The organism is Massilia eburnea (assembly GCF_009720745.1).
In the GTDB taxonomy this organism is placed as follows: Bacteria; Pseudomonadota; Gammaproteobacteria; order Burkholderiales; family Burkholderiaceae_D; genus Rugamonas; species Rugamonas eburnea.
Genome location: NZ_WNKX01000003.1, coordinates 86,325 through 111,047 on the forward strand (window position 1 = coordinate 86,325; position 24,723 = coordinate 111,047).

Genomic DNA, 24,723 nt, shown 5'->3' on the forward strand with positions numbered 1-24,723 from the left:
TTCTCCATCAATATGTACCCAGGCGAATCTTCAGCACCGTGGGATTGCCTGTCAAGTTGATGCCCCAGTCGGTCTGGTCGCCATTCCAGTTGCGCTCCATGATCCACTTGCCGGCGGCATCGAAACGTCCCTCTTCCACGCGCGCATACATCGATGGCTTGCCGGCGTTGGGGCCGGCGCCTTCAAAGCTCAAGCGCACGTTCTGTCCAACGACAACAAATTCATTGTCGCCGATTTGCGCCAGCGCGGCGCCGCCGTTGGGCGATTCGGTCCCCGGCGGCAGGTCGTCCTTGCTGGCGTTGCCGAACTGCCATTCGCGGAAGGTGGCCGTCACTTTCCAGCCGGCGGCGGTCAGCGTCTGCGGCTGGCGGTCATCGCCTTCCGCGATACCGTAGGTGCGGCCGGCCAGCGACCACTGCGCCCACAGGCCCGCCATCGGCCGGAACGCAGCGTAGACCTTGCCGAACGGTTCGGCCATGGCTTTGTCTTTCAGCCTGGAGCCGAGCGGATAATTGCTGTAGTCGGCGTAATCAATGCCGAACGGCGCGACGCCGATCGCTCCGCGTCCAAGGATCTGGTAAATATAGCGCGCATAAGTGGCGGCATTGCCCATCTCCGGGACAAACAGGGCGTTGTCCTGGCGCTGGAACAATGCCAGGGTCGCACCCAGCTTCTTCGACTCCGGCGAGTACAGGTCCGGCGCGGCGATGTCGATATGAGGCGCTGCCGCTTTGTAGATGTCGATCACGTCGAAGGTAGGGCCGCCGCTGGCAAAATTGCCCTTCCACGGCGCCATTGGTTCGACCGGATCACGCAGGGCGTTATTGACATACATCGGCAAGTCGTAGACCGCGCGCCCGGCCTTGGCCAGCGTTTCGATATAGCTGGCCACGGCGTAGGCATGGAAATATTCGTCGGCATACGGGCCGTAGACCTCGGCCCAGCTGCCGCTGGCGGCGCCGGCGACGGGCGCCTTCTTGCGCGCCAGGACTGCCGGCGGCACCGGCTGTTCAAACGCAGCCTGCGCCCTGGCGCCGAAGTCGCGCACGGTGCCGTAAGTACCGACCTCGTTCTCAACCTGCACCATGATCACGGTGCGTTGCGCGGAATCGGTCTTCTTCAGGTGCTCCATCAGCGCGACAAAAGCGTTGGCGTCGGCCTGCAAGGTCTGCTCGCCAAACGGCGACAGGCAATAGATCGTCTTGCCGTCCTTGTCCACCATACGCGGGAAGCGCTGGTTGTCGAACTTTACCCATTCCGGCGTGTACTGCGGCCCGGTGTTCTTCCAGGTGCCGAACCAGAGCAGGACCAGCCGCATCTTGTTTTGCCGTGCTTGCGCCACCAGGGTGTCAATGTAGCTGAAATCGAACTTGCCTTCAGTAGGCTCGAGCTGTTCCCAGGCCACCGGGATTTCGACCGTGTTGGCATGGGCGTCTTGCGCCGCAGCCCACACTTTATCCAGTGCCGACGGATAGTTGCTCGAGTTATGCGCCTGCACGCCCAGCATGGTGAAAGGCCGGCCGTCGACCATCAGCGCAAAGCGCCCATCCTGGCGCAGCAATTGCGGAATCGGCGCCTGTGCGGCGTTGGCATGCGCGGACAGCATCGCCATCAAGCAAAACGCCGCCATAAGGCGGCTGGGCGTTTTTTTCATTCGTCATCCATCTCAAAAAGGCAGCACGCCGCGAGGACGTGCTGCCGGACCGTCTTAGAACGAGTAACGTGCTTGCAGGTAGTAGCTGCGGCCGGTGAAGTTGGCGAAGTGCTCCTTCATGCCGATGTGCTGCTGCACATACTGCTTGTACATGGCGTTGTTCAGGTTGCCGACGTTGAATGCCACGGTCATGTTGTCGGTCACCTTGTACTGCAGGCCCAGGTCCAGCTGGCCATACGCGCCGCCCCATACCGGCAGTGCATAGTTCACCGAATTCAACTGCCCCTTGTTCGGGCTATCCGGATTTTGGTCGATACCGTCGGTGCCATTGCTGCCAAAGGCATTGATTACCTGCAGGTACTTCGAACGCCAGCTGTATGCCAGGCGGGCAGACCATGGGCCCTGGTCGTACAACAAAGCCAGGTTGTAGGCATTCTTCGACAAGCCGATCATCGGCATGCCGCCGATCACGCGGCCGTCGGTATCGCAACCGGCCAGGTCACGCAGGGTGTTGGCGTCCAGCGTGCCCTTCGGCGTGCACCACAAGCCGGCCGGCGCGTGCATATCGAGCTTGCTGTCGATATAGGTGTAGTTGCCCGACACACCAAAGCCTGACATCCAGCCTGGCAGCTTGTCGAAATAATGCTGCATCGCGATCTCGGCGCCACGGGCGCGTCCATCGGCGCCGTTCACCGGTCCATTGGTCAGGAAGTCATGCTGCGTCCCTGCAGTGTCGCTCAGCGTATAGACGAACGTGCGGTTGATGACGATGTCCTTCAGCCGCTTGTTGAACAGCGACAGGGTCGCCGAACTGCCATGGCTGCCATACCATTCGGCCGTCAGGTCGACGTTGGTGGACGTGGTCGGCTTGAGCATCGGGTTGCCGCTGGCATTGCCCTTGTAGTCGATCGAGTCGAGCACCGTCTGCTTGGTGTCCGGGTCGGTGTGCGTATTGACCTTCTGTTCCAGCGTAGTGTACTGCTGCATCAGGTAGAAGTCCGGGCGCGTCAAGCCCTTCGATACGGCGAAACGGAACTGCAGGTCGCTGCCGGCTTTCATGCGCAGGTTCAAGCTCGGCAGAACGTTGGTGTAGTTATGCTCGATATTTTGCTTCTCGTTCAACTCCGGAATCGACGGCACGCCCGGTGGCTGGGGGCCAGTTGGCGGGCTGAACAGAAGCATGCCGTTCGCCCTTGCTTCCGTCCGCACGACGCGCGTACCAATATTGCCGTCGATAGGATAAGGCAGGTTGTCGAAGGCGAAGCGCAGTTGGGCGTAGGCCGCCTTGGTGCGCTCATGCTGCTCGTTGGTATCGCTTGGCCCGCCGAATGGCGAAGGCTTCCAGTTGGTGCAATCGCCGGTCGGTCCCGGGTTGGCGCAGAAATAGTTGGCATAGCCATGCAATTCCTGGAACATCGGCGGTGTCGCATCGTAGGAGCCAGCCACGGTCGCCGCGGTCGGCAGGACGATCGGCGGCGGCGCCGGCACGGTGCCGTTGAAGAAGCTAGGGAAGGAGTGCGTGGTGTAGTTCTGGCCCAGGCGCGGATCGGTCAGGACTGCGAATTTGCTGTATGGCTGCCAGCCGTCGCCGCCGACCGACCAGGACTGCGTGATGTTCTGCCATTCGTTACCCCCGTTGCCGCCATGGGTACGGTTGGTAACCGAGTCGCGGTCGGTCGCGCGCACGCCGAAACGCAGGTCCTGCAGCACTGGCGAATCGAAAATGAACTTGGCGTCGAGTCGTGCCGCATTCTGCGTCGCCACCGCCTTGTCGCGGTGTTCCTGGGCGAAGCTCCAATAATAGTGCGAAGGATCGGCCAGCCAGGCACGGTCGCTGTCATCGAAGGTGTAGGTCGGTGGCGAGGTGCGCAGGTCCATCGTTTCCTTGGGCATGAAGCCGCCCAGGCCGACAGTATTATCATAGCCCTTGGTGGTGGCACGGGTATGCTGCAAGTCCGCCTTGAACACCCACTGGTCGGAAGCGCGCCACTGGAGGTTCCAGGACAAGTCGGACGTATCCGCTTTGCGGCTGGTTTGGCGCGCATCCGTGCCGAAGCCAATGCCCTTGCTCAGGCCAAAGCCGCCATCGGTAGGATTGCGCAGCACGCCCGTCAGCAGCGCGCCCTGGTCGTCATAGGTCGCGCCCGGATCGACGGTGAGGGTCGAGGCCGTGGTGCTCATGAAGAAGCCGCTCTCCTCGGTGTGGATCTTGTACTTCGATTTGAAGTAGGTCAGCGCGGACGAGAGATTGTCTTTCTTCCATTGCAGGGCGCCGTACAGGCCCTGGCGGGTGCGGTCAAAAGTATTCGAATTCCAGCTGGCGCCTGGGCTGATCCAGCGCATCTTGCCCGGATCGATATCGGAGCGCGGCAGGTAGTTGCTGACGCCGAGCGCATCGCTGGCAGTGGAAATCTGCGAATGCGACAGGTCAAGCAAAGCGCCCACCTGGCCGATCGGGGTGTCCCAACGGTTCGACACCATGCCCGACATTGCCGGCTTGGTCTTGCCGCTGCGGCTGGCGCGCGAGCCCTCTACGGATACCGCGGCCTTGAAACCTTTGAAGTCGAACGGCATCGCGGTGCGAAGGTTGACCAGGCCGCCGACGGCGCCTTCGATCTGTTCCGCGGACGGATTCTTGTACACGTCGACGCCGGCCATCAGTTCAGGCGGCACATCCTCGAAGCTCAGCGAGCGGCCGCCGTTGGCGGAGAAGGAATCGCGGCCATTCAATTCGGAGCGCACATAGCTCAAGCCGCGCACCGATACGCCGGTGCCTTCGGCGGCGAAGTGCTGGATACCGTCGCCCAGGCCTTGCATCGGGTCCGCACGGTTCATGGTGCGGTCGATGCTCACGCCAGGAATGCGCTGCAGTACTTCGGTGACCGAACGGTCCGGCAGCTTGCCGATGTCGTCGGCGACGATCGAATCGACGATCTCGTCGGAATTCTGCTTGATCTTCTGCGCCGACTCCAGCGCTGCCCGCTGGCCTACCACCACCACGGTATTCGGGTCACCCTTCGCGGCAGGCGCAGTCTGCGCCATCGCGGCGCCGCTCGCCAACAGTGCAATGTGTGCTGCTCCCATGGCGATTGCTGTCTTCTTCAAGTGCTTCACTCTGAATCCTCTCGTTCTAACTTATTAGTTTACTCACCGTTGTGCTCGTTTAGCGCCACCACGCCGCCGTGTCGGGGCCTGATTCGCGCATTTCCTTGGAGTGCCTGGCGGGGTAAGCCCGGAGTCCGCGCCGCGCCCTACTTGGCGCGTGCCATATCACCGCTGTGCGCGGCGAGAATTCGAATAATCATTGGAATGTCTCCTTGTATGTTTTATATCGCCTGGCGATGAAACCATTCTGCCCTTCGTCCTTTTCAGCGGCAATTGCGAAAATCACCAATACAACAAACGAAAATCTGTAAATGCACGGACATTCAACTGATTTTCAGCGCGTTGGCATACGCCAATGGCGGCTGGTCGCGCGGCAGCGTCACTTCCAGGCCGTGTGCGGTCTGGCGAAAGTCCAAGGGGAAGCCGTTGGCGATCAGCTCGACGCGCGCAATGCGCTTCTTCAGGTAGGGCGAGGCGCTGCGCAGGGACTTGATCGTCACCTTGCCGTCCTGCGGCCAGCCCATGATGAAGGCATACACCGTTTCACCTTTGGCCGTAAAGCGGAGATCGGATGCGGAAAATGGCTTGCCCTTGCCTTCGTTGAAGCCTGCTCCCGACATCTGCGCCGCTTGCTCCATCACCGGCCCCTCGCCGAAGACGGCCCAAGGGCGGGTGTCGTAGATCGCTTCGCCGTTGCGCGCCAGCCAGCGTCCGATTTCGCCGACGATGGCCCGCTCCTGCGCGTCGATCGAACCGTCGCCGCGCACCGGGATATTCAGCAAAAGGTTGCCGTTCTTGCTCACCACGTCGATCAGGGTATGCACCACCGTCTGCGCACTCTTGTAGCCATGGTTGTCAAACAGGCGCCGGTCGTAATGCCAGTTGCCGATGCAGGTGCAGGTCTGCCATGGCAATTCCTCAATCTGGTTGCTCTGGCCGCGTTCAATGTCCCACACCATGCTGCGGCGCTGCTGCGGGTTCAGGATCTTCCCGTTGACCACGGCCTCCAGCTTTCCCTTGGTAGCGATGCTGCGGTTGTACATATGCGCGGCCAGCCGCATGCCGACGTCGCTGACAGGCCACAGCGGCAGCACGGTGTCGTCGTAATACACCAGGTCCGGATCGTAAGAATCGATGAGGTCGCGCGTCCGGTGGAAAAACTTCTCGCAATATGCCTGGTCGGGTATGGCGGCGCCGCCACCCCAATGCCATTGTTCATATTGCACGCCGCCGTCGCCATTCGCCTTGCTCAAGGGGTGGCGCTGCGCATACAGTCCCTGCGGGTCGAAGCCTTCCCACCACTTGCCCAGGCCGTCCAGGCGCGTCAGGTTGCCGTCGTACGGAACGCCGGCCAAAGGGCCCGCCTTGTCGGCCCCCTGCGCAAGCTCGTACCAGGTCCAGGCATGGGCGGCGTGCACGCTGACGCCGAAGCGCAAACCGTTGGCGCGGGCGGCCTTGCTCCAGCCGGCAATCAAGTCCTTGCGCGGACCGACCTTGGTGACGTTCCACTCGGGCTGGTAGCGGCTGTTGTACAGGTCAAGATTGTCGTGGTGGTTGGCCATGGCGACAAAGTACTTTGCGCCGGCTTTCTTGTAGAAGGCCACCAGTTCATCTGGCTCCCACTTGTCGGCCTGCCACTGGTGGATGACGTCCTTGAAACCAAATTTCGACGGGTGGCCGTATTTTTCCAGGTGATGGCGGTAGGCGTCGCTGCCCTCCTCGTACATCAGGCGCCCGTACCAGTCGCCGAACTCGGGTTCGCACTGCGGCCCCCAATGCGCCCACATGCCGAACTTGGCGTTGCGGAACCAATCCGGCACCTGGTACTTGTCGAGCGAATCCCAGGCCGGCGCAAACGGGCCGCTGGCGATCGGTAATGCGGCGCCCGGCGCCACCGCATCGGCGGCAGAGCACAGGTCGGGCAGTGCGGCAGCGGGCAAGGCCGCGCCCATGTGTTTCAGCAAATCTCGGCGTTTCATCAGTCTTTCTCGGTCAGCGTGCGAGCACGCTATTCAGGTAGGCTTCATGGGTGGGCATTGCGGCCACGGCGGCGGCGATGCTGTCGCGCCGGAAGCGCAAGGCGCGCAGCGCGTCTTCATGCGGCAGGTCCAGCAAGGAAGGGTCGGCGCGCTGCGGCCAATGGCCCATGCCCGCATGGATCGCCAGCCAGCTGGTGGCGTCGAAGCCTTCTTCGTCGTACTGATGCAGGGCGCCGGCCTCGCGCCACGCATGGAGCTTGAAGGCCAGCGTTTCCGGCAGCTCCATGCTGGCCATATCGCGCCACATCTGGCTGTCACTTCGTGACGTGAGGCAGTAGTGCAGGATGATGAAGTCGCGGATGCGCTCGAACTGGCGCCGCATGCCCGTGTTGTAGGCGTCCACCGCTTCCTTTGGCGGGCGCTCGCCGGGCATCAGCAGTTCGATCAGCCTGCCAAGGCCGCTCTGGACCAGGAAGATGCTGGTCGACTCCAGCGGCTCCAGGAAACCGGACGACAAGCCGAGCGCCACCACGTTGTGCACCCAGAAGCGTTCGCGGTGGCCGGCGGCAAAGCGCAGCAGTCGCGGTTCGGCGATGGGTGCGCCGTCCAGTTGCTGCAGCAGCTGCTCGCGGGCCTTGTCGTCGTCGATGTAGCGGCTGGCGAAGACGTGCCCATGCCCGGTACGGTTGCTCAAGGGGATGCGCCATGCCCAGCCAGCTTCCAGCGCCGTACAGCGCGTAGCAGGCATCAGTGCGGTACCGCTGCGTTCGGATGGGCAGGCCCAGGCCCGGTCCACCGGCAGCCAGCGGCCGAAGTCCACGAAGCGTTCTTCCAGCGCGCGGCCAAGCAGCAGCGAAGCAAAGCCGGAGCAATCGACGAACAGGTCGCCTTCCACCGCGCGGCCATCAGCCAGGACAAGATTGCCAATACCGCCGTCAGCGCGGCGCGGCGCCTGGACGATCCGGCCTTCGATGCGGCGCACGCCGCGTCCTTCGGCCAGCTTGCGCAGGAAGGCTGCGTACAGCACGGCGTCGAAATGGTAGGCGTAGTTGAACTGGCGCTCCTCTTCGCTGCCGGCGGACATGAAGCGGCCCTCGCGCGCCATGACGCTCGGCAGGCATTGCGCATCCAGGGCGCCCAGGCCGGCGTCACCTACGCGGCGGTACTGGCCCCACAGCGAGCGCGGGCCGCTGAGCCCACCGATATCCCCGAAGGTGTGGAAGTAGCGCTCTCCGCGCTCGCGCCAGTCGCGGAATTCGATCCCCAGCTTGTACGTGCCGTTCGTGGCACGCAGGAATTCCGCCTCATCGATGCCCAGCAGCTTGTGGAAGTGGCGGATGGAAGGAAAAGTCGCTTCGCCAACGCCGACAATACCGATTTCTTCGGATTCGACCAGCTGCACCGAGCAAGCCGGGAACGCGGTCGCGAACGCCGCCGCTGCCATCCAGCCGGCGGAGCCGCCTCCGACAACCACGATGCGCTTGAATGCTGTTTTCATATCGTCTCCTTCGCGATCTCGTGTTCGGATCGGCTCATTATGTGGATGGATTGTGCAAGTGGCCCCAGGTGCACGCAATTGTGAAAAATACCAAGTCGTTCAATGAAATCTTGCAGCGCAATTGAACTGCGGCGTGACGCGGTGGAGAATGCGGCGCTATGAAGACGATCCATGCAGTGATATCGTGCGCGTTACTCGCGCCAATAGCCGCCATCGCACAGCCACGCGCCGCAATCCCACTCGATACCGAATGGCTTTTCCACAAGATTGGCGACCATGGCTGGCAAGCGGTGGCCCTGCCCCACAGCTTCGACGGTTACCGCGGCCCGGCCTGGTACCGCCGCACCGTGCATCTGTCGCGCGCGCGCCACGGGCAGCGGCATTTCCTCGAGTTCGATGGCGCCCTGCTGGTGGCAGAGGCCTGGATCAACGGCCAGCCGGCGGGACGCCATGCCGGCGGCTTTGCGCGCTTCCGCTTCGATATCACGGACCTGCTGCGGGACGGCGACAACGAAATCGTGGTACGCGTCGACAATGCGCCCGGCAAGGACATCGCCCCGCTGGCCGGCGATTACACCCTGGCCGGCGGACTGTATCGCAAGGTAAGGCTGGTGACGACCGGCGATGTCCACTTCGACATGCTCGATTACGGCGGGCCCGGCGTGTACTTCAAGCCCAGCGCCGTGACGCGGGAGCATGCCGAACTGGCCTGGACCGTCCGTGCACGCAACGAGCGCGCCCGCGCCGTACGCGCTGTCGTTGCCACACAATTGCGCGATGCCCAGCAAAATGTGGTCGCTTCGGCACGCAAGATGGTGCTGCTGCCGCCGCGCGGCACGGTGCAGGTCGAGCTGCGGGCCGCACTGCCTGCGCCGCACCTGTGGCAAGGCGTCGATGATCCTTACCTGTACACCAGCGAGGCCGTGCTCTCGGAAGAGAGCGCCGCAGATCGCGCCGCTGGCGACCAGCTATCGTTCCAGGCCGGCCTGCGCGACATCCGACTGGATCCCCAGCGCGGCCTGTTGCTGAACGGGGCCAGCTACCAGGTCCATGGTGTCAATGTGCACCAGACTTCCTTGCCGGGCAAAGGCATCGCTGCGAGCGACGCCGACATCGATGCCGATTACCGCATCCTGTCCGAGCTGGGCGTGACCGGCTTGCGCTACGCCCACTACCAGCACCCGCAGCGCGCTTATGATTTGTCCGACCGCGCCGGATGGCTGGTATGGACCGAACTGCCGCTGACGGCGGCCGTCGACGGTTCGGATGCCTTCCTCGCCAACGGCAAGCAGCAGCTGCGCGAGCTGGTACGCCAGAACAGCAACCACCCTTCCGTCATGGTCTGGGGCCTGGGCAATGAGATCTACCAGAGCGACGCGGCCAGCGCCCGCGTGCTCGACGCGCTGCAGCGCGCCGCCCACGAGGAAGATCCGAGCCGGCCCACCGCCTACGCCAATTGCTGCGGGCCGATCGACGGAGCGCAAGCCTCGCATACCGATGCCGTTGGTTCAAACGTCTATTTCGGCTGGTACGACGGGCAATTCGCCGACCTGGGCCCATTCCTTGATGCGAACCATGCGCGCCGCCCGGCCACACCGCTGGCTGTCAGCGAATACGGCGCCGGCGCCAGCGCACTGCATCAGGAAGACCCGCCGCAACGCCCGCAGCCCGGCGGCCGCTGGCACCCCGAGCAATACCAGGCTCTGTATCACGAGGCGGCCTGGCCGCAGCTGGCGGCACGGCCCTGGCTGTGGGCCAATTTCATCTGGGTCGGTTTCGATTTCGCCTCGGCCGGGCGTAACGAAGGCGACACGCCGGGGTTCAACGACAAGGGCCTGGTCAGCTTTGACCGCAACGTCAGGAAGGACGCATATTTCTGGTACCAGGCCCACTGGACGACCCGGCCCATGGCCTATATCACGTCGCGCCGGCATGCGCTGCGCACACAGGCAGCCGCACAGGTCAAGGTGTACAGCAACCAGCCCAGCGCGCGCCTGCGGCTGAACGGCATCGATCTCGGCGAACGTCCGGTGAACGGCCACATCGCCACCTGGCAGGTGCAGCTGGCCGAAGGCGCCAACCGGCTGGAAGTGACGGCGGGCGCCGCGGCCGACAGCGTCGATTGGCCCCTCCGGCCCGCGCCCGCTTCGCGTTAGCGCTTTTCCAGCGGTTCCAGCGTCACCAGCACCACGTCGTTGCTGCGCATCGGCACGGTGAGCGAATAGGAACCGGACTTGCCGATGCTGACTTCACGCTCGGTTTCCGGTGCATCCTTGGTCAAGGTACTGAGCTTTTCCAGCTGCTCCGCGCTCAGCTTGTCCGGCATGCCCATTTCAATGTAGGCCGTGTATGCATCATTGGCGCGGAAGCCGGTGCGGCGCACCTGGAGACGGTATTTGCCGGGTTTTGCATGCTGGATCGACAACGCCAGCGGCGCGGATGGCGTGGCCGGCAGCACGCGGCTGAAGAAGGAGCGGTTGCTGACCGGCTGCTTCGGCAGCTGGAAGTCCCAGGCCACGGCGCGCACGGCCTTGCCGTCGCTGGCCGCCATCACCTGTCCATCATTCACTGGAATTTCCTTACCGCTCAGCGCATGCAGGTATTTGTACGAGAAATAGGGACCTTTGCGCACACCCTGCGGGGTCATCAGGCCGAATCCGCCGTCGAATGGCTTGGCCTGCGGCCCCGGTTCTTCGAACAGGTCGGTGTAAGTCCAGTAGCTCATGCCCTGCGCCAGGCCCTTAGTTCCCTTCAGTTTGCTCAAGATATAGGCGGCGCCGACATAGGAATCATGCACCTTGTCGCGCGGGTTATAGCTGGTGCTCCATTCGGTGAAATAAAGCGGCAGCCCCGGATACTTCGATGCTTCAATCTCTCCGCGCACTTTGCGCACATCGGCGATGATGGCGTCCGGCGACTGCGACAGCTTGGTGTCTTCCACGCCTTTTTCATCGAGGAAGCCGCTATCGACGCCGTATGTATGGGTGGTCACGAAGTCGACCGCAGCGCCGCTCTTGGCCACATGGTCGAGAAATTCGGGCACCCAGGCCGCACCTGCGGTAGACGGGCCGCCGACGCGCAGCGCCGGATCGATCACCTTGATCGCATTGGCCGTGACGTCATACAGCTCGAAATACGCCTTCTGGTCGGCATGCTCCCAGAAACCATCCAGGTTCGGCTCATTCCAGACTTCGAAGAACCAGTTGCGCACTTCTGCCTTGCCATAGCGCTGTTGGCAGTGCTCGACGAAGGCCGTCACCAGCTCGCGCCAGCCATTCAGCTCGGGATGGGAGGTATTGCCTTCCCAATAAAAGATCTGGGCTTTCGAAGTGGCCAGCGCCTTAGGCGTGAACCCCAGCTCGACGAAAGGCTTGATCTTGCGCGCCAACAGGTCGTCATACAGCTTGTCGATGCCGCTCCAGTCGTAGACCAGCTTGCCGTTTTCCTTTTTCACGGTTTGCAGCACGTCGTGGAAGATGGCGTGGAAGCGGATGTAGCGGAAGCCGGTTTCATCGACCACGGTCTTCAACTGCGCCATGCTGTCGTCGCGGCGCAGCGTACCCGGGTAGTCGGAACCCACCGAGAGGTCGAAGAAGCGGTCCAGGGCTTGCTCCGCCTTGCCGGCGTCCAGCACCACGTGGCGCGCGGCCGCTTTGGCAGGCGTGGCGGCCATGGCCGCGGTGTTCGACAAGCAGGCAGCGCCGAGCGCCGCGAGACAGATTTGCTGCAGGTATTTCATGCTTCAGGACTCCTGATTGTGACTGGTATTGCGAGGCATGCTATCACCGGGGGTTTCGCTCGTGGCCGCCTCCGGTGCCGCTTCGACTAAATCATTCCGCCGCTCGGTGATTTTCATAATTGCAGCGCCCGGGCCAGTCTGCAAAGATGGCCTGATTCAACAATATTGGAGACTGCAAGAAATGCGATCGTGGATCCTGGCCCTGTTGTTCCTGGCCGCCAACAGCGCTTTGGCGCAAAGCAGCACCATTCCAGTCTGGCCCGACGGCGTGCCGAACGCGCGGCCGCAAGCCGGCCCGGAACGGCTAGACGGTGAGCGCATCAGCAATGTCAGCCAGCCGACCCTGGCGGTCTACCCCGCAGCGCTCGACCGCCCGACCGGCACCGCCGTCATCATCTGCCCCGGCGGCGGCTACCAGTTCCTGTCCAACACGCGCGAAGGGCAGCAGTATGCGCAGTGGCTGTCCTCCCTCGGCATTACCGCCTTCGTGCTGAAGTACCGCCTGGCCGATTTCGGTCACCCGGCACCCCTGCAGGACGTGCTGCATGCCATTCGCCTGGTGCGCTCGCAGGCAGCCAAATATGGCATTGCGCCAGACCGCATCGGCGTCATGGGCAGTTCGGCCGGCGGCCACCTCGCCGCCAGCGCCTCCACCCTGTTCAACCACCCGGCAGGAAAAGCCGGCGACACGCTGGACGCCATCAGCGCCCGCCCCGATTTCGCCATCCTGATGTACCCCGTGATCACCATGGAAGCGCCCACCGCGCACGCCGGTTCGCGCGAGGCGCTGATCGGTCCCAAGCCTGCGCCCGCCCTGGTGCAGCTGATGTCCGTCGAGAAGCAGGTTACCGCTGCAACGCCGCCCACCCTGCTGATCCACTCGCAAGACGATGGCGTGGTTCCGGTCGACAACAGCATCCTGTATTTCCAGGCCCTGACGCGCGCCAAGGTACCGGCTGAAATGCTGGTCTTCGAGCACGGCGGCCACGGCATGGCCATGCGTACCGGTAACGGCACTGCCTCCAACTGGACCAGGCGCGTCGAAGACTGGCTGCGCGACCGCAAGCTGATTTCCCAATAAAAGGAGTTTTGATGAACGTGCATTACAAGCGCAAGGCCCTGGCTGCAGCCGTGTCGATGATCGGCTTTGGCGCCGCCCAGGCAGCGCCGATCGCCACCCTCGACCGCAACGGCGCCTGGGTTTCCGTTGAAGCCTATGGTCCGAACGTCGTCCATATCACCATTGCGGCCGACAAGGCCGAAGCGCTGAAAGGTCCGGGCTACGGCATCCTGCCCAAGAACAGCGACAGTTCCGCCTTCCGCCACAGCAGCGGCAACGACGGCGACAGCTTTGCTTCGGCGGCGCTGACACTGCACGTCAACCCGGCGCCGCAGCCGCGCGTGCCGACCCAGATGGAAAAATACTTCGCGCCGCAACTGGCGCCGGTCGGACTGCAGGTGCGCAACGCCAAGGGCGACCTCGTGCTCGACATGACGGGCTGGGACTTGTCGCCGCAAACCGTTGCCGGCGAAAAGACCTACCAGGCCAGCGCCAACTTCAGCGCACCGGCCGACGAGCATTACTACGGCATGGGCCAGAACCAGGAATCGGCCGGGCCGCTCGACCTGCGCGGCCGCACCCTCGATTGCAAGCACTGGTATGACGCACCGGCCGGCGAGACGGTATGCGTGCCCTTCATGGTGTCGTCCAAAGGCTACGGCATCGTCTGGGACAACCCTTCCGCCACCCGCTTCATCGCCGGCGTCAATGGCCGTACCGCCTTCCAGTCCAATGTGGGCGAGCGCGTCAGCTTCTTCGTCATCACCGGCAGCACGCCGGAAGAAATCTATTCAGGCTACGCACGCGTGACCGGCAAGACGCCGATCCCGCCCAAGGCGGCATTCGGCCTGATCCAGTCCAAGGCGCGCTACGGGAGCCAGCAGGAAATCCTGAGCGTGGCCAATACCTACCGCCAGAAGCAATACCCGCTCGACATCATGGTGCTCGACTGGTTCTACTGGACCCGCATGGGCCAGCTGGACATCGATCCGGCGCAGTTCCCCGCCCCTGCCGCCATGAACAAGGAACTGCACGACCTGGGCATGCAGTCGATCGTCTCGGTCTGGCCGCGCTTTGAAACTTCGGGCCGCTATTTCAACGAGCTCGATGCCAAGGGCTTCTTCCTGAAGGACAAGGACGGCAAGACCGTCGACGGCCTGCCTTTCCGCTCCGACCGCGCCGGCGCCCTGATTGACTCCACCAATCCGGCGGCACGCCAATGGTTCTGGGAGCACATGCGCGACAACGTGATGTCGCAGGGCTTCGACTATCCATGGCTGGACGAGACGGAACCGGACCTGGTGCCGGACGGCTTCTTCTACTCGATCGGCTCGGGCGACCGCTATCACAATGTGTTCCCGCTGCTGCATACCGAGGGCGTGCACCAGGGCATGCGCGCCTGGAAGCCGAACAAGCGCGCCCTGATCCTGTCGCGCGCAGCCTACCTCGGCTCGCAGCGCACGGGCGCCCTGTTCTGGTCCTCCGACATCAACCCCTCGTGGGAAGCGCTGGCGCGCCAGGTCCCCACTGGCCTGAACATGACCGCATCCGGCATCGCCTACTGGGGCAACGATATCGGCGGCTGGCAATGGCTGCCGCAATCGACCCGCGCCACCAAGCAGCCGCTGGTCGATCCGCGCGGCGCCGAGGAAACTGTCGGCCAGAACCACGATTACCCTGAACTGCTCACGCGCTGGTTCCAATACGGCACCTTCCTGCCGACGCTGCGCCTGCACGGCGACCGCAAGCACGCCGAGATCTGGGCCTTCGGCAAGCACGCCGAGAGCATCATGGCGCGCTACGACCGCCTGCGCTACCAGCTGATCCCTTACCTGTACAGCCAGGCCAAGTCGACCTGGGACAGCGGCGCGCCGTTCATGCGCCCGCTGTGGATGGATTTCCCGGCCGACCCGGCGGTCGCCAACATCGGCACGCAGTACATGTTCGGCCCGGCCTTCCTGGTGGCGCCGGTGACGGAGCAAGGCCAGACGGAAAAGGATGTCTACCTGCCGGCTGGCAGCGACTGGTACAACTTCTGGACCAATGAGAAGCTGGCCGGCGGGCGCTGGGTCAAGGTGGCGGCACCGATCGACCAGATTCCGGTATTCGTGCGCGCCGGTTCCATCCTGCCGCTTGGCTCGGACATCCAGTCGACTGCCAGCAAGCAGGCGATCGCGGAAATCAGGGTCTATCCCGGCAAGGACGGCGAGTTCACGCTGTATGACGACGACGGCGTCTCGTACGACTACGAGAAAGGCAAGGCCACGCTGGCCAAGCTGAAATGGGACAACTCCGCCGGCAAGCTGGCCGTCACTGGCGACAGCGAGCTGGCGCGCAAGGCGCCTGGCATCACCAAAGTCGTGGCGAAATGACGCGCGATCACTCTCCAGCCGACCCTACGCGCCGCCGCGGCCTGCTCAAGCTGGCCCTGGCCGGCGCCGGCGCGGCGGCGGCTCCATTGGCGCCGCTGGCCGGCGCAGACGCAGCCACCGCCACCGGCGCACCTGCCTGCGCGCCAGGCGCGCCGTCGCCCGCCTACGGCATCGAGGGCCAGCGGAAGGCCGACCTTGGCAACGGCACCTTCCTCAATCCGATCGTGCCGGGCGACCATGCCGACCCCACCATCCTGAAGGACGGCGACGATTACTACATGACGTTTTCGTCCTTCCTGTCCTACCCCGGCGCTGTCATCTGGCATTCGCGCGACCTGGTCAACTGGGCTCCGCTCTGCGCAGCGCTGGCCAAGCCGATCGGCAACGTGTGGGCGATGGACCTGGTCAAGCACAATGGCCGATACTACCTGTACATCCCGGCCGCCGACTCGATCTTCGTGATCTACGCCGACAATATCCGCGGCCCATGGAGCGATCCTGTCGACCTCAAGATCAAAGGCTGCATCGATCCCGGTCACGCGGTCGGCGAAGACGGCAAGCGCTACCTCTTCTTCAACGGCGTGCGCCGTATCGCACTGTCGGACGACGGCCTGTCGACCGCCGGACCGCTGGAAAAAGTCTACGAGCCATGGCGTTACCCGGACGACTGGGTGGTCGAAATGTACGCGCCCGAAGGCCCCAAGATCTTCCGCCGCGGCGAATGGTTTTACCTGGTGACCGCCGTCGGCGGCACCTCGGGCCCGCCCACCAGCCATATGGTGACCGTGGCGCGCTCGCGCTCCATCCACGGCCCCTGGCAGAACTGCCCCGCCAACCCGATCGTGCGCACCCGCAGTGCGGACGAGCCATGGTGGTCGCGCGGCCACGCCACCGTGTTCGAAGGACCCGGCGGCGACTGGTGGATGATCTACCATGGCTACGAAAACGGCTTCCGCACCCTGGGCCGCCAGGCCTTGCTGGAACCGGTCGAATGGACCCGCGACGGCTGGTTCCGCGCCGGCGGCGGCACCTTGTCCAAACCCTTGCGCAAACCCAAAGGCGGCCGTCCGTCGCCTTCCGGCCAGGCGCTGTCGGATGATTTCAGCGCCAACAAGTTCGGTATGCAGTGGAGTTTCTTTGCTCCCGGTCCGGACGAAATGCAACGCGCCCGCTACGATGGCAAAGGCCTTGTCATCAAGGGCAAGGGCAGCTCGCCGGCAGACTGCTCCCCCCTCACCTGCATCGTCGGCGACCGCGATTACGAGGCCTCCGTAGTGCTGGATATTTCGGAAGGCGCGCAAGGGGGCCTGCTGCTGTATTACAGCCAGCGCGCCTATTGCGGCATCGGTTTCAGCCCGACGCAGATGTTCACCTACCAGTGCAGCGAAGAACAGAGCTGGATGCGGGAAAACATCAACGCGGGGACGATCCACATCAGGCTCACCAACCACGCCAACGTACTGACTTTCCATTACTCGCGGGACGGCGTGACATGGATCAAGCACCCGTGGCAGATGGAAGTCTCCGGCTTCCACCACAATGTGTTCGGCGGTTTCATGAGCCTGAAGGTCGGTATCTATAGCGCCGGCAGCGGCGAAGTCAGGGCGCGGCAGTTTTCCTACCGCGGCCTGAAGCCCGCCTAAGCCTCCAGCGAAAGCCGGTAGACCGTAGTCTGCCGGTACACCTGGCCGGGCAGCAGCAGCACGTTCGGCCAGGCGGCGCTGGCCAATTCCGGACGCGCCCGCGATTCGATGATGAAGCCGCCCTGCGGGCCGGCACGGAACTTCAGCGCCGCCTCGGTGGTGTGCACCTGCAGGCAGCGTCCGGAGGCTGGATCGGCAATCCGGGCCACCTTGCGCAGCGGCCCCTGGCCGCCGGCAAAATGATCGCGCACGAAAAAGCAGTGGTCGAAACCCGAGCGCCCGACAAGCTGGCTATCGGGCCAGCCCAGGCGCGCGCCGATGGGCGCCGGATGCCGGAAATCGAATGCGGTGCCGCCCACGGCAGCTACGCCGGACGGCGCGCCGCCGGCATCCACTTCCACATAGTAGTCGGCATCGATCTGCACCATGTGGTCGCCCACGTCGGCCGTGGCGCCGTTCAGGTTAAAGCAAGGATTGGATGCCGTTTCGAGCGGAGTCAGGGCCATCGCCACCACCTCATGCTCAACGGTCAGGCTGCCATCGTCGTCCAGGTGGTATTTCGCCAACTGCGCCACGCCGTCGCCATTTTCCATCCGCAAAAGCCGTACGCCGCTGTCATCGTGGCGTCCTTGCCACAGTGCCGCTTTTGCGCTGCATCCTGGTTCCAGCAGGACGTCGGCTATCCGGCCATACCGGTCTGGCGCGCGCCAGCCGCACAAGGCGGCGCCGCACTCGCTGACCGTCACCACCATATCGCTGGCGTTCCTGAGGGTAAACACGCGGTATTCGTCCGCTTCGGACGCTGCGCCGGAAAAATGTTTCGTCATCATTAAAAAATCGGGCTCCCTGTGCACACTTCGGCACCATGACATTTTGCTATCCGGCGCATGGCGATTCAATTACTAAAATCACCAAGCCCCCGAACGATTCTGGCGAACTGCACGGCAAAGGGCTTTTCTGCGCCACGGATTAGGCAATAATGCAAGCGCATCAGCTTCGGCAGGCCTGCGCCGGCCGACTTCAACAACAGGGTGCGACGCAAGCCCACGCGTTCCCGCCCAGAGACAAACCCTATTGTGAGCACCGCATGAGTACCTTTTCAACCCTGGACTTGATTGTCTTCCTGATTTACTTCGTCGCCGTGGCCAGTTACGGCATCTGGATCTACCGCCGCAAGCAAAACAGCTCCGGCCAGGCGTCGCATGACTACTTCCTGGCCGAAGGTTCGCTCACCTGGTGGGCTATCGGCGCCTCGCTGATCGCCTCCAACATCTCCGCCGAGCAGTTCATCGGCATGAGCGGCTCGGGCTACAAGATCGGCATGGCCATCGCCGTCTACGAGCTCATGGCGGCCGCCACCCTGGTCATCGTCGCCGTGTTCTTCATGCCGGTGTACCTGAAGAACCGCATCTACACCATGCCACAGTTCCTGGAACAGCGCTACGGCAAAGCCGTGGCCACTACCATGGCCCTGTTCTGGCTTGGCCTGTACGTGGTGGTCAACCTGACCTCCATCCTGTACCTGGGCGCGCTGGCCATTTCCAGCCTCTCCGGCATCGCCCTGCTGCCATGCATGCTGTTCCTGGCGGTGTTCGCAGCCATCATCACCCTGGGCGGCATGAAGGTGATCGGCTATACCGACGTGGTGCAGGTGGCCTGCCTGGTGGTCGGCGGCCTGGTCACCACCTGGCTGGCGCTTGACCTGGTGGCCGGCCTGGCCGGCAAGCACGGCGCACTGGACGGCCTGTCGGAACTGTTCGGCGTGGCGCGCGGCCACTTCGACATGGTGCTGAAGCGCGAAGACCCGAACTACATGGACCTGCCAGGCCTGTCGGTGCTGCTGGGCGGCATGTGGATCGTCAACCTGAACTACTGGGGCTGCAACCAGTACATCACCCAGCGGGCCCTGGGCGCCGACCTGCCGACCGCCCGCAAAGGGCTGCTGTTCGCGGCCTTCCTCAAGCTGCTGATGCCGGTCATCGTGGTGCTGCCAGGTATCGCCGCCTACGCGCTGGACAAATCCGGCGCCCTGGGCGACGCCATGCGCCAGGGCGGCGAGCTGAATCCCGACCGCGCCTACCCTGTGCTGCTTAACCTGCTGCCGTCCGGCCTGAAGGGCGTCGCCTTCGCCGCCCTGACCGCGGCAGTCGTGGCATCCCTGGCCGGCAAGGCAAACAGCATCGCCACCATCTTCACCCTCGACATCTACAACAAGACGTTCAACAAGCAGGCCACCGAGCAGCGCATGGTGTGGATCGGCCGCGTCAGCGTAGTGGTGTCGATGGCGCTGGCCGTGCTGATCGCGCCGATGCTGGGCATCGACAAGAAAGGCGGCTTCCAGTACATCCAGGAGTACACCGGCTTTGTCTCGCCCGGCATCCTGGCCATGTTCCTCATGGGCTTCTTCTGGAAAAAGACCACCTCCGGCGCGGCCATGTTCGCCACTGTCGGCGGCCTGGCCGGATCGATCGTGCTGAAATTCCTGCCGACCATGATGGACCTGTCCTTCCTGGTGCCGATCGGCTTCGCCAAAGTCACCTCCTCCGGTGTCGCCGAGATCCCCTTCCTGGACCGCATGTTCATCGTGTTCTGGTTCGTCATCGCCGGCATGGTGTTGATCAGCAAACTGGCCGAAGCCAAGCGCGAAGGCGTGACCAGGCACCTGCACGTGGATACCTCGATGTTCCGCGTCGACGGCGCCTTCACCGTCGGCTCGGCCATCATCGGCGTGGCACTGGCAGCGATTTACGGCACGCTCTGGTAAGCGCAAGCCCAAGTCCACCGTAGCAAGCAAAGGGCCGCGAGGCCCTTTGTTCATTTTTGGCAATTACTGAGCAATTTCATTCAGCGTCTTGGCGGTCTTGAGAATTGCAAGGGCAATTGTCCCCTACCAAAATGCAATTTGCGTATGCCGCAAATGACACTTATCGGAAGGGAAAGAATGAACAATCTTAAAATGCGGGCGATTGTCGTCTCGCTCATCGCGGCAGGCCTTGCCGCTGGCTGCGGCGGTGGCTCGGGCGGTTATGGCGGTGCGTCAGCAAGCGGCACCACGGGCAGCACCGGCAGCACGGGCAACACAGGCACCCCGCCTGGCGGCAGCACCGACTCAGGCAGCACCGGCGGCACCAGCAACACGCCGGCCAGCAAAGCCACCACCTGGAGCAGCGTGAAATGGGGCGGCGGCGGCTACGTCAGCGGCCTGATCTTCCATCCGACCACGTCCAACCTGCTGTACGCGCGCACCGATATCGGCGGCGCCTACCGCTGGAACCAGGCCGCCTCGTCCTGGGTCCCGATCACCGACGGCCTGGGCTTCGGCGCGGCGGAGAGCAAATACCACGGCATCGAGAGCATTGCCCTCGATCCTAACAACGACCAGCTGGTCTACATGGCGACCGGCATGTACACCTTTGAAGGCAACGGCCGCCTGTATCTCTCCAGCGACCGCGGCGACCACTGGACGCACGTCGACCTGCCCTTCCCCTTGGGCGGCAACAATCCCGGTCGGGCCATGGGCGAGCGCCTGATGGTGGACCCTAACAAGCCTTCGACCCTGTTCTACGGCTCGCGCACGGCTGGCCTGTGGAAGAGCGCCGACTCGGGCCAGACCTGGGCCCAGGTGACGGCACTGTCGTCCGTCAAGATGACCTCGGACCAGATCAATGCCGCCGGCGGCGCGATGGGGGTCGAACTGGTAGTCTATGACACCGGTTCCAAGGGCAGCGGCACGGCCACCCAGACCATCTACGCCGCCGTCGCGCCGGACTACGCCAGCGTGGCCGGCCTGACGTCGAACATGTACAAATCCAGCGACGGCGGCGCCACCTGGTCGCCAGTCCCGCTGCCGGTCTCCGGGTACCACATCCCGCACATGGTGCGCGCTGCGGACGGCATGTTCTACGTCGTGTTCACCAAGGACACCGGCCCTGGCGCCGGCGGCCCTGGCCGTTTCTACAAATTCGACGGCAGCACCTGGACCTTGCTCAAGAGTGAAGACCCGCTTAACGGGACAAACTTCGGCCTCGGCGGCGTATCCGTCCAGGGCAGCGGCGCCACCACCCGTATTGCGCTGGGCGTGACCAACTCCTGGGGCAACTTCAGCGGCCAGCAGATCGTGCAGTTGTCCGATGACGCCGGCAAGACCTGGCGCGAAATCGAAGCGATGACGCCGGGCGAGACCGCATCGGGCTGGGTCGACGATGTCGAAATCGATCCGTCCAACCGCGACCACATCCTGCATGTGCACGGCGGCGGCATCATTGAAACCAAGAATGCGTCCTCGGCTTCCCCGACCTGGAGCGGCAACATCACCAACATCGAAGAAACCGCGACCCTGTCGCTGGTCACGGCCCCAGCCGGCGCACCGTACAAGTTCATCAACAGCGCTGGCGATATCGGCACCTGGCTGCAGACCGACGTCACCGTCAAGCCAACCCTGGCCCCCACCGCCAACTGGAGCAACGGCAACGCGGCCGACATGGCGTGGTCCGATCCGCTGTTTATCGCCGGCGCGGGCGTCGCAAATTGGTCCGGTGCCGGCGGCTTCGGCTTCTGGTCGGGCGATGGCGGCAAGACGTGGTCGAACTTCGCGACCTTGCCAGCAGGCGCCCAGACCAATACCGGTGGCGCTGCCAGCGTAGCGGTACCGTCCCGCAACAGCATCATCTGGTCGCCGGCCAACTCGGTGCCGTCCTACACCACCAATAACGGCGCCAGCTGGACGGCGACCAACCTGCCGGCGCTCCCGGCAGTCGCGCAAGGCTGGGACCGTGGCTACCACCTGGCCGCCGACCGCAAGAATCCGAACAAGGTCTATGCCTACGATTCGGGCGGAGCAACTTGGGGCACGGCCGGCAAGTTCTACGTATCGACCGATGGCGGCCATAGCTTCGCGCTGAGCCAGGGCTCGGTAACGGCAAACCTGGCGCCTAACGCTTTCTGGGCGACTTCGGTTGCGGTCAACCCGAACGCGGAAGGCGACCTGTGGCTGGCTGACGGCAACACCGTCTACCACTCGCTGGACTCGGGCGCGACCTGGACCAAGCTGAATAACTTTGCTTCCGCCACCGGCGTGCAGGGCGCCAGCATTGTCGCGCTGGGCAAGGCCGCCAGTGGCGCCAAGTACTCCGCTGCGGTTTATGTGGTTGGGACGATCGGCGGCGTATGGGGTGTCTACCGTTCAGACGACGCCGGTGCAACCTGGACGCGCTTCAATGATGACGCCCACCAGTTCGGCGGCATCGGCGTGATGGCAGCGGACCAGAACACCTACGGACGCATCTACGTCTCCGGTACCGGCCGCGGCCTGCTGTACTCCAACTAAGGCCTAAAACAATCAGGGAGGGTGGCGCCAGCTGCCCTTCCTTTGGTTTTCGCCGACAGCAGCTGAGCAGGCGGGTCAGACAGGACGGCCATCCGGCTTGGGTCTGACCCGCCTGCTTTACAGCTAATGGCGAATATTGAATTTCCTGGTAGTCCGTGAAGAACTTGCTTCGCAAAATTGGCGGCCTGGGTCACTTCTCGAGCAGGTCGACGCCCAAGGGCTCCAGTCGCAGCACGTCCTGCCAGCGTTTCCCAGTCAGTACGCCACTCATGGCGCCCTGGATCACGACCTCCTTGGGTTCACCCGTGGTGTTGACATAGAGCGTACGGCCGTCTACGACGCGTGCGTAGACGCCGTCGGGCGTTGCCGGCCCCGGCCCAATCCCCAGGCTCGCGTAAAGCTGGCGGTACAACGGCCGCATGAGTTGCGGATGCGCTGCCGTGGCAACGTAAATGGCGCGTCCCTTACCGAAGCGGTTGACCGTGATGGCGGGCGTCTTGCCGTCAAGATTGGCAAAACTTGCCAGCACTTCGGCGGTGGACGGCTCCAGCACCTCGTAGGCACCCAGTTCGGCCTTGACCTCCGTGCCATCAATCGTGGTCTGCAGGGTGCCTGCGTTGTAGAAGGCGTTGGTACGCAGGCCGAACACGTCGGTCAGGCCGCCGGGCAGCGGGGTGTCGTGCCACTGGTTGTTGTCATTCACCTTGGCTGACTGCGCGGTCATGATGACCGTACCGCCCTCGGCCACGAACTTGCGCAGGTTAGCAGTCGAAGCCGCATCGAGCAGATACAAGCCGGGAACGATCACCAGCTTGTAGCGGCTCAAATCTTCGTGGCCGACGTGAATTACCGCCACGTCGACATTGTCCTTGAACAGCGGTTCGTATGCGTTATGCGCTTGTTTCATGTAGCCCGGGTTGACGTAAGGCCGCACCGTGTTGTTCATGCCTTCCTTCGGCAGGTTGGTGGCGATGATGTTGTCGAACGCGTAGGCGATGGCCACCTTGGGCTCTTGCAGGCGCGGGAAGCCCAGCTTTTCCAGCGTGGCGAATTCCTTCGCGACGGTAGCGAATTCGTCGAGCTTCCAGGAGGGCCGGTCGTCGTGGTCGATCAGGCCGAACAGCGCCTGTTCTTCGCCGCCGTGGTGGCTGTGCCAAGTCCAGGGCATCACTGCCTGCGCGCCCATCAGCAGGCCGAAGTGCGCCCACATGCGCGAACGTCCCGGTGTGCCGTAATACCCAGGGCCGCCGGCAGTAAACTCGTTGAACCAGATCGGAGACTTCATGCCGGCGCGCATCATCGTCGCTTCGAACCCCGCGCTCAGGGGATCTCCGGGGTAGAAGCCCATCGCGCCGTAACTCACAAATTTGCGGTAAGTGGCCAGCATGTCGAAGCCCTTGCGCCCGGCGCTGTCCCACAGGTTGGAGATGGCAGGCTTGTCCGGCGTATTCTTCTTGCGCACTGCTTCCAGCAACTCCAGCACTTCAACGGTCTGGTCGGACCAGAAGCGCCGCATGTCGAGGTAGCGCTCGTAAGGACCAGGGCCTTCGATATATGGCAGGCGCACTTCGTCCCACGTGTTGAGGTGGCGCGACCAGCGCTGCGAGGCCCAGGCCTTGTTCAATGCCGCCACGCTGCCGTATTTGCGTTGTAGCCAGCCGATGAAGCGCTTGCGGTCAGCCTCGGAGTACGACACCATGCCATTGCCGCTTTCGTTGTTGTAGCCGATGGCAAACAGCGCCGGATGCTTTGCATAGCGCTTGGTCATGGTGTCGGCCAGCCGCACCAGCAGGCGCCGGTAGTCAGGATCGCTGGTGTCGTCCATGTAACGCTCCACCGGGTCGAGCCGCTCACCGCGCTCGGTGACGATGTCGACGCCCGGGTACTTCTTGTGCAGCCATATCGGCGCCGGTTGGCCCGGTATATCCACGATGACCTTCAGGCCGGCAGCCTGCATACGGTCCATGATCCAGTCGAACAGGCGGAAGTCGAATTTTCCTTCCGACGGCTCGAAGGCGTCCCACGCCAGGTCGCCCATGCGCACTACCTTCATCCCGGCCTGCTTCATGCGTTGGATGTCGCGCTCGATCTGCTCGCGGCCACTACGGTCGAAAGGCTGGTAATTGGTGCCGACGAAAAGCTGGCCCGCACCTGGCCATTCAGGATGGCCTTCGGTAGATTGGGCCACGGCATCTGCTGTGGCGAGGACGGCCAGTGCCAGCGCGCAGGCGGCGGCGATTCTTGTGAATTTCATAGCGATGTGGGATTTGCATTAGGAATGCTCGCAGAAGATTCTGCGAGCGCCCGCATCGCACCGCAATTGCGAAAATGGCCAACGCAGTCAATG

General features: G+C 63.5%; 13 protein-coding genes. 6 read left to right on the top strand and 7 right to left on the bottom strand.

What is annotated here, in order from left to right:
• Nucleotides 1-7: 7 nt before the first annotated feature.
• From GM658_RS04915 to GM658_RS04930, 4 genes are all read right to left on the bottom strand, one after another.
• Complete coding sequence (locus tag GM658_RS04915; RefSeq protein ID WP_155452893.1) at nt 8-1,654, bottom strand: GH35 family beta-galactosidase; 1,647 nt, start codon at nt 1,652-1,654, stop codon at nt 8-10.
• A gap of 54 nt (nt 1,655-1,708) precedes the next feature.
• Entirely contained in the window at nt 1,709-4,768 is a 3,060-nt protein-coding gene (locus tag GM658_RS04920) for a TonB-dependent receptor (protein WP_170298671.1), read from the bottom strand.
• A gap of 314 nt (nt 4,769-5,082) precedes the next feature.
• The gene (locus tag GM658_RS04925; RefSeq protein WP_155452894.1) at nt 5,083-6,738 is read right to left on the bottom strand and encodes an alpha-L-fucosidase; all 1,656 of its coding nucleotides are present in this window, start codon (nt 6,736-6,738) and stop codon (nt 5,083-5,085) included.
• 13 nt (nt 6,739-6,751) lie between these two features.
• Complete coding sequence (locus GM658_RS04930) at nt 6,752-8,236, bottom strand: tryptophan halogenase family protein (protein WP_155452895.1); 1,485 nt, start codon at nt 8,234-8,236, stop codon at nt 6,752-6,754.
• Nucleotides 8,237-8,394: 158 nt separating this feature from the next.
• Here GM658_RS04930 and GM658_RS04935 point away from each other — a divergent pair, with 158 nt between their 5' ends.
• Entirely contained in the window at nt 8,395-10,392 is a 1,998-nt protein-coding gene (locus tag GM658_RS04935) for a glycoside hydrolase family 2 protein (protein WP_155452896.1), read from the top strand.
• Here the strand turns inward: GM658_RS04935 and GM658_RS04940 are convergent.
• Nucleotides 10,389-11,975 (bottom strand): GH39 family glycosyl hydrolase, encoded by a 1,587-nt coding sequence (locus GM658_RS04940; RefSeq protein ID WP_155452897.1) that lies wholly within the window; start codon nt 11,973-11,975, stop codon nt 10,389-10,391. The two genes, GM658_RS04935 and GM658_RS04940, sit on opposite strands and share 4 nt — an antisense overlap.
• A 181-nt stretch (nt 11,976-12,156) precedes the next feature.
• Here GM658_RS04940 and GM658_RS04945 point away from each other — a divergent pair, with 181 nt between their 5' ends.
• Genes GM658_RS04945 through GM658_RS04955 form a run of 3 tightly spaced genes read left to right on the top strand, consistent with a single transcriptional unit; the run spans nt 12,157 to nt 17,050 of the window.
• Entirely contained in the window at nt 12,157-13,056 is a 900-nt protein-coding gene (locus GM658_RS04945; protein ID WP_155452898.1) for an alpha/beta hydrolase, read from the top strand.
• 11 nt (nt 13,057-13,067) lie between these two features.
• Nucleotides 13,068-15,407: a glycoside hydrolase family 31 protein gene (locus tag GM658_RS04950; protein ID WP_155452899.1), complete on the top strand. Its 2,340-nt coding sequence runs from the start codon at nt 13,068-13,070 to the stop codon at nt 15,405-15,407.
• Nucleotides 15,404-17,050 carry a family 43 glycosylhydrolase gene (locus GM658_RS04955; protein WP_155452900.1) on the top strand — a complete coding sequence of 549 codons (1,647 nt, stop codon included), beginning with the start codon at nt 15,404-15,406 and terminating at the stop codon, nt 17,048-17,050. The genes GM658_RS04950 and GM658_RS04955 overlap by 4 nt, the downstream gene beginning before the upstream one ends.
• Here the strand turns inward: GM658_RS04955 and GM658_RS04960 are convergent.
• Entirely contained in the window at nt 17,047-17,880 is an 834-nt protein-coding gene (locus GM658_RS04960; RefSeq protein WP_229416758.1) for an aldose epimerase family protein, read from the bottom strand. The two genes, GM658_RS04955 and GM658_RS04960, sit on opposite strands and share 4 nt — an antisense overlap.
• 257 nt (nt 17,881-18,137) lie before the next feature.
• Here GM658_RS04960 and GM658_RS04965 point away from each other — a divergent pair, with 257 nt between their 5' ends.
• Nucleotides 18,138-19,814 carry a sodium:solute symporter family transporter gene (locus GM658_RS04965; RefSeq protein ID WP_155452901.1) on the top strand — a complete coding sequence of 559 codons (1,677 nt, stop codon included), beginning with the start codon at nt 18,138-18,140 and terminating at the stop codon, nt 19,812-19,814.
• A gap of 177 nt (nt 19,815-19,991) precedes the next feature.
• Complete coding sequence (locus GM658_RS04970) at nt 19,992-22,376, top strand: dockerin (RefSeq protein WP_211841808.1); 2,385 nt, start codon at nt 19,992-19,994, stop codon at nt 22,374-22,376.
• Nucleotides 22,377-22,566: 190 nt separating this feature from the next.
• Here the strand turns inward: GM658_RS04970 and GM658_RS04975 are convergent, their stop codons facing one another.
• The gene (locus GM658_RS04975) at nt 22,567-24,630 is read right to left on the bottom strand and encodes a beta-galactosidase (protein ID WP_155452902.1); all 2,064 of its coding nucleotides are present in this window, start codon (nt 24,628-24,630) and stop codon (nt 22,567-22,569) included.
• Between the last annotated feature and the right edge of the window lie 93 nt (nt 24,631-24,723).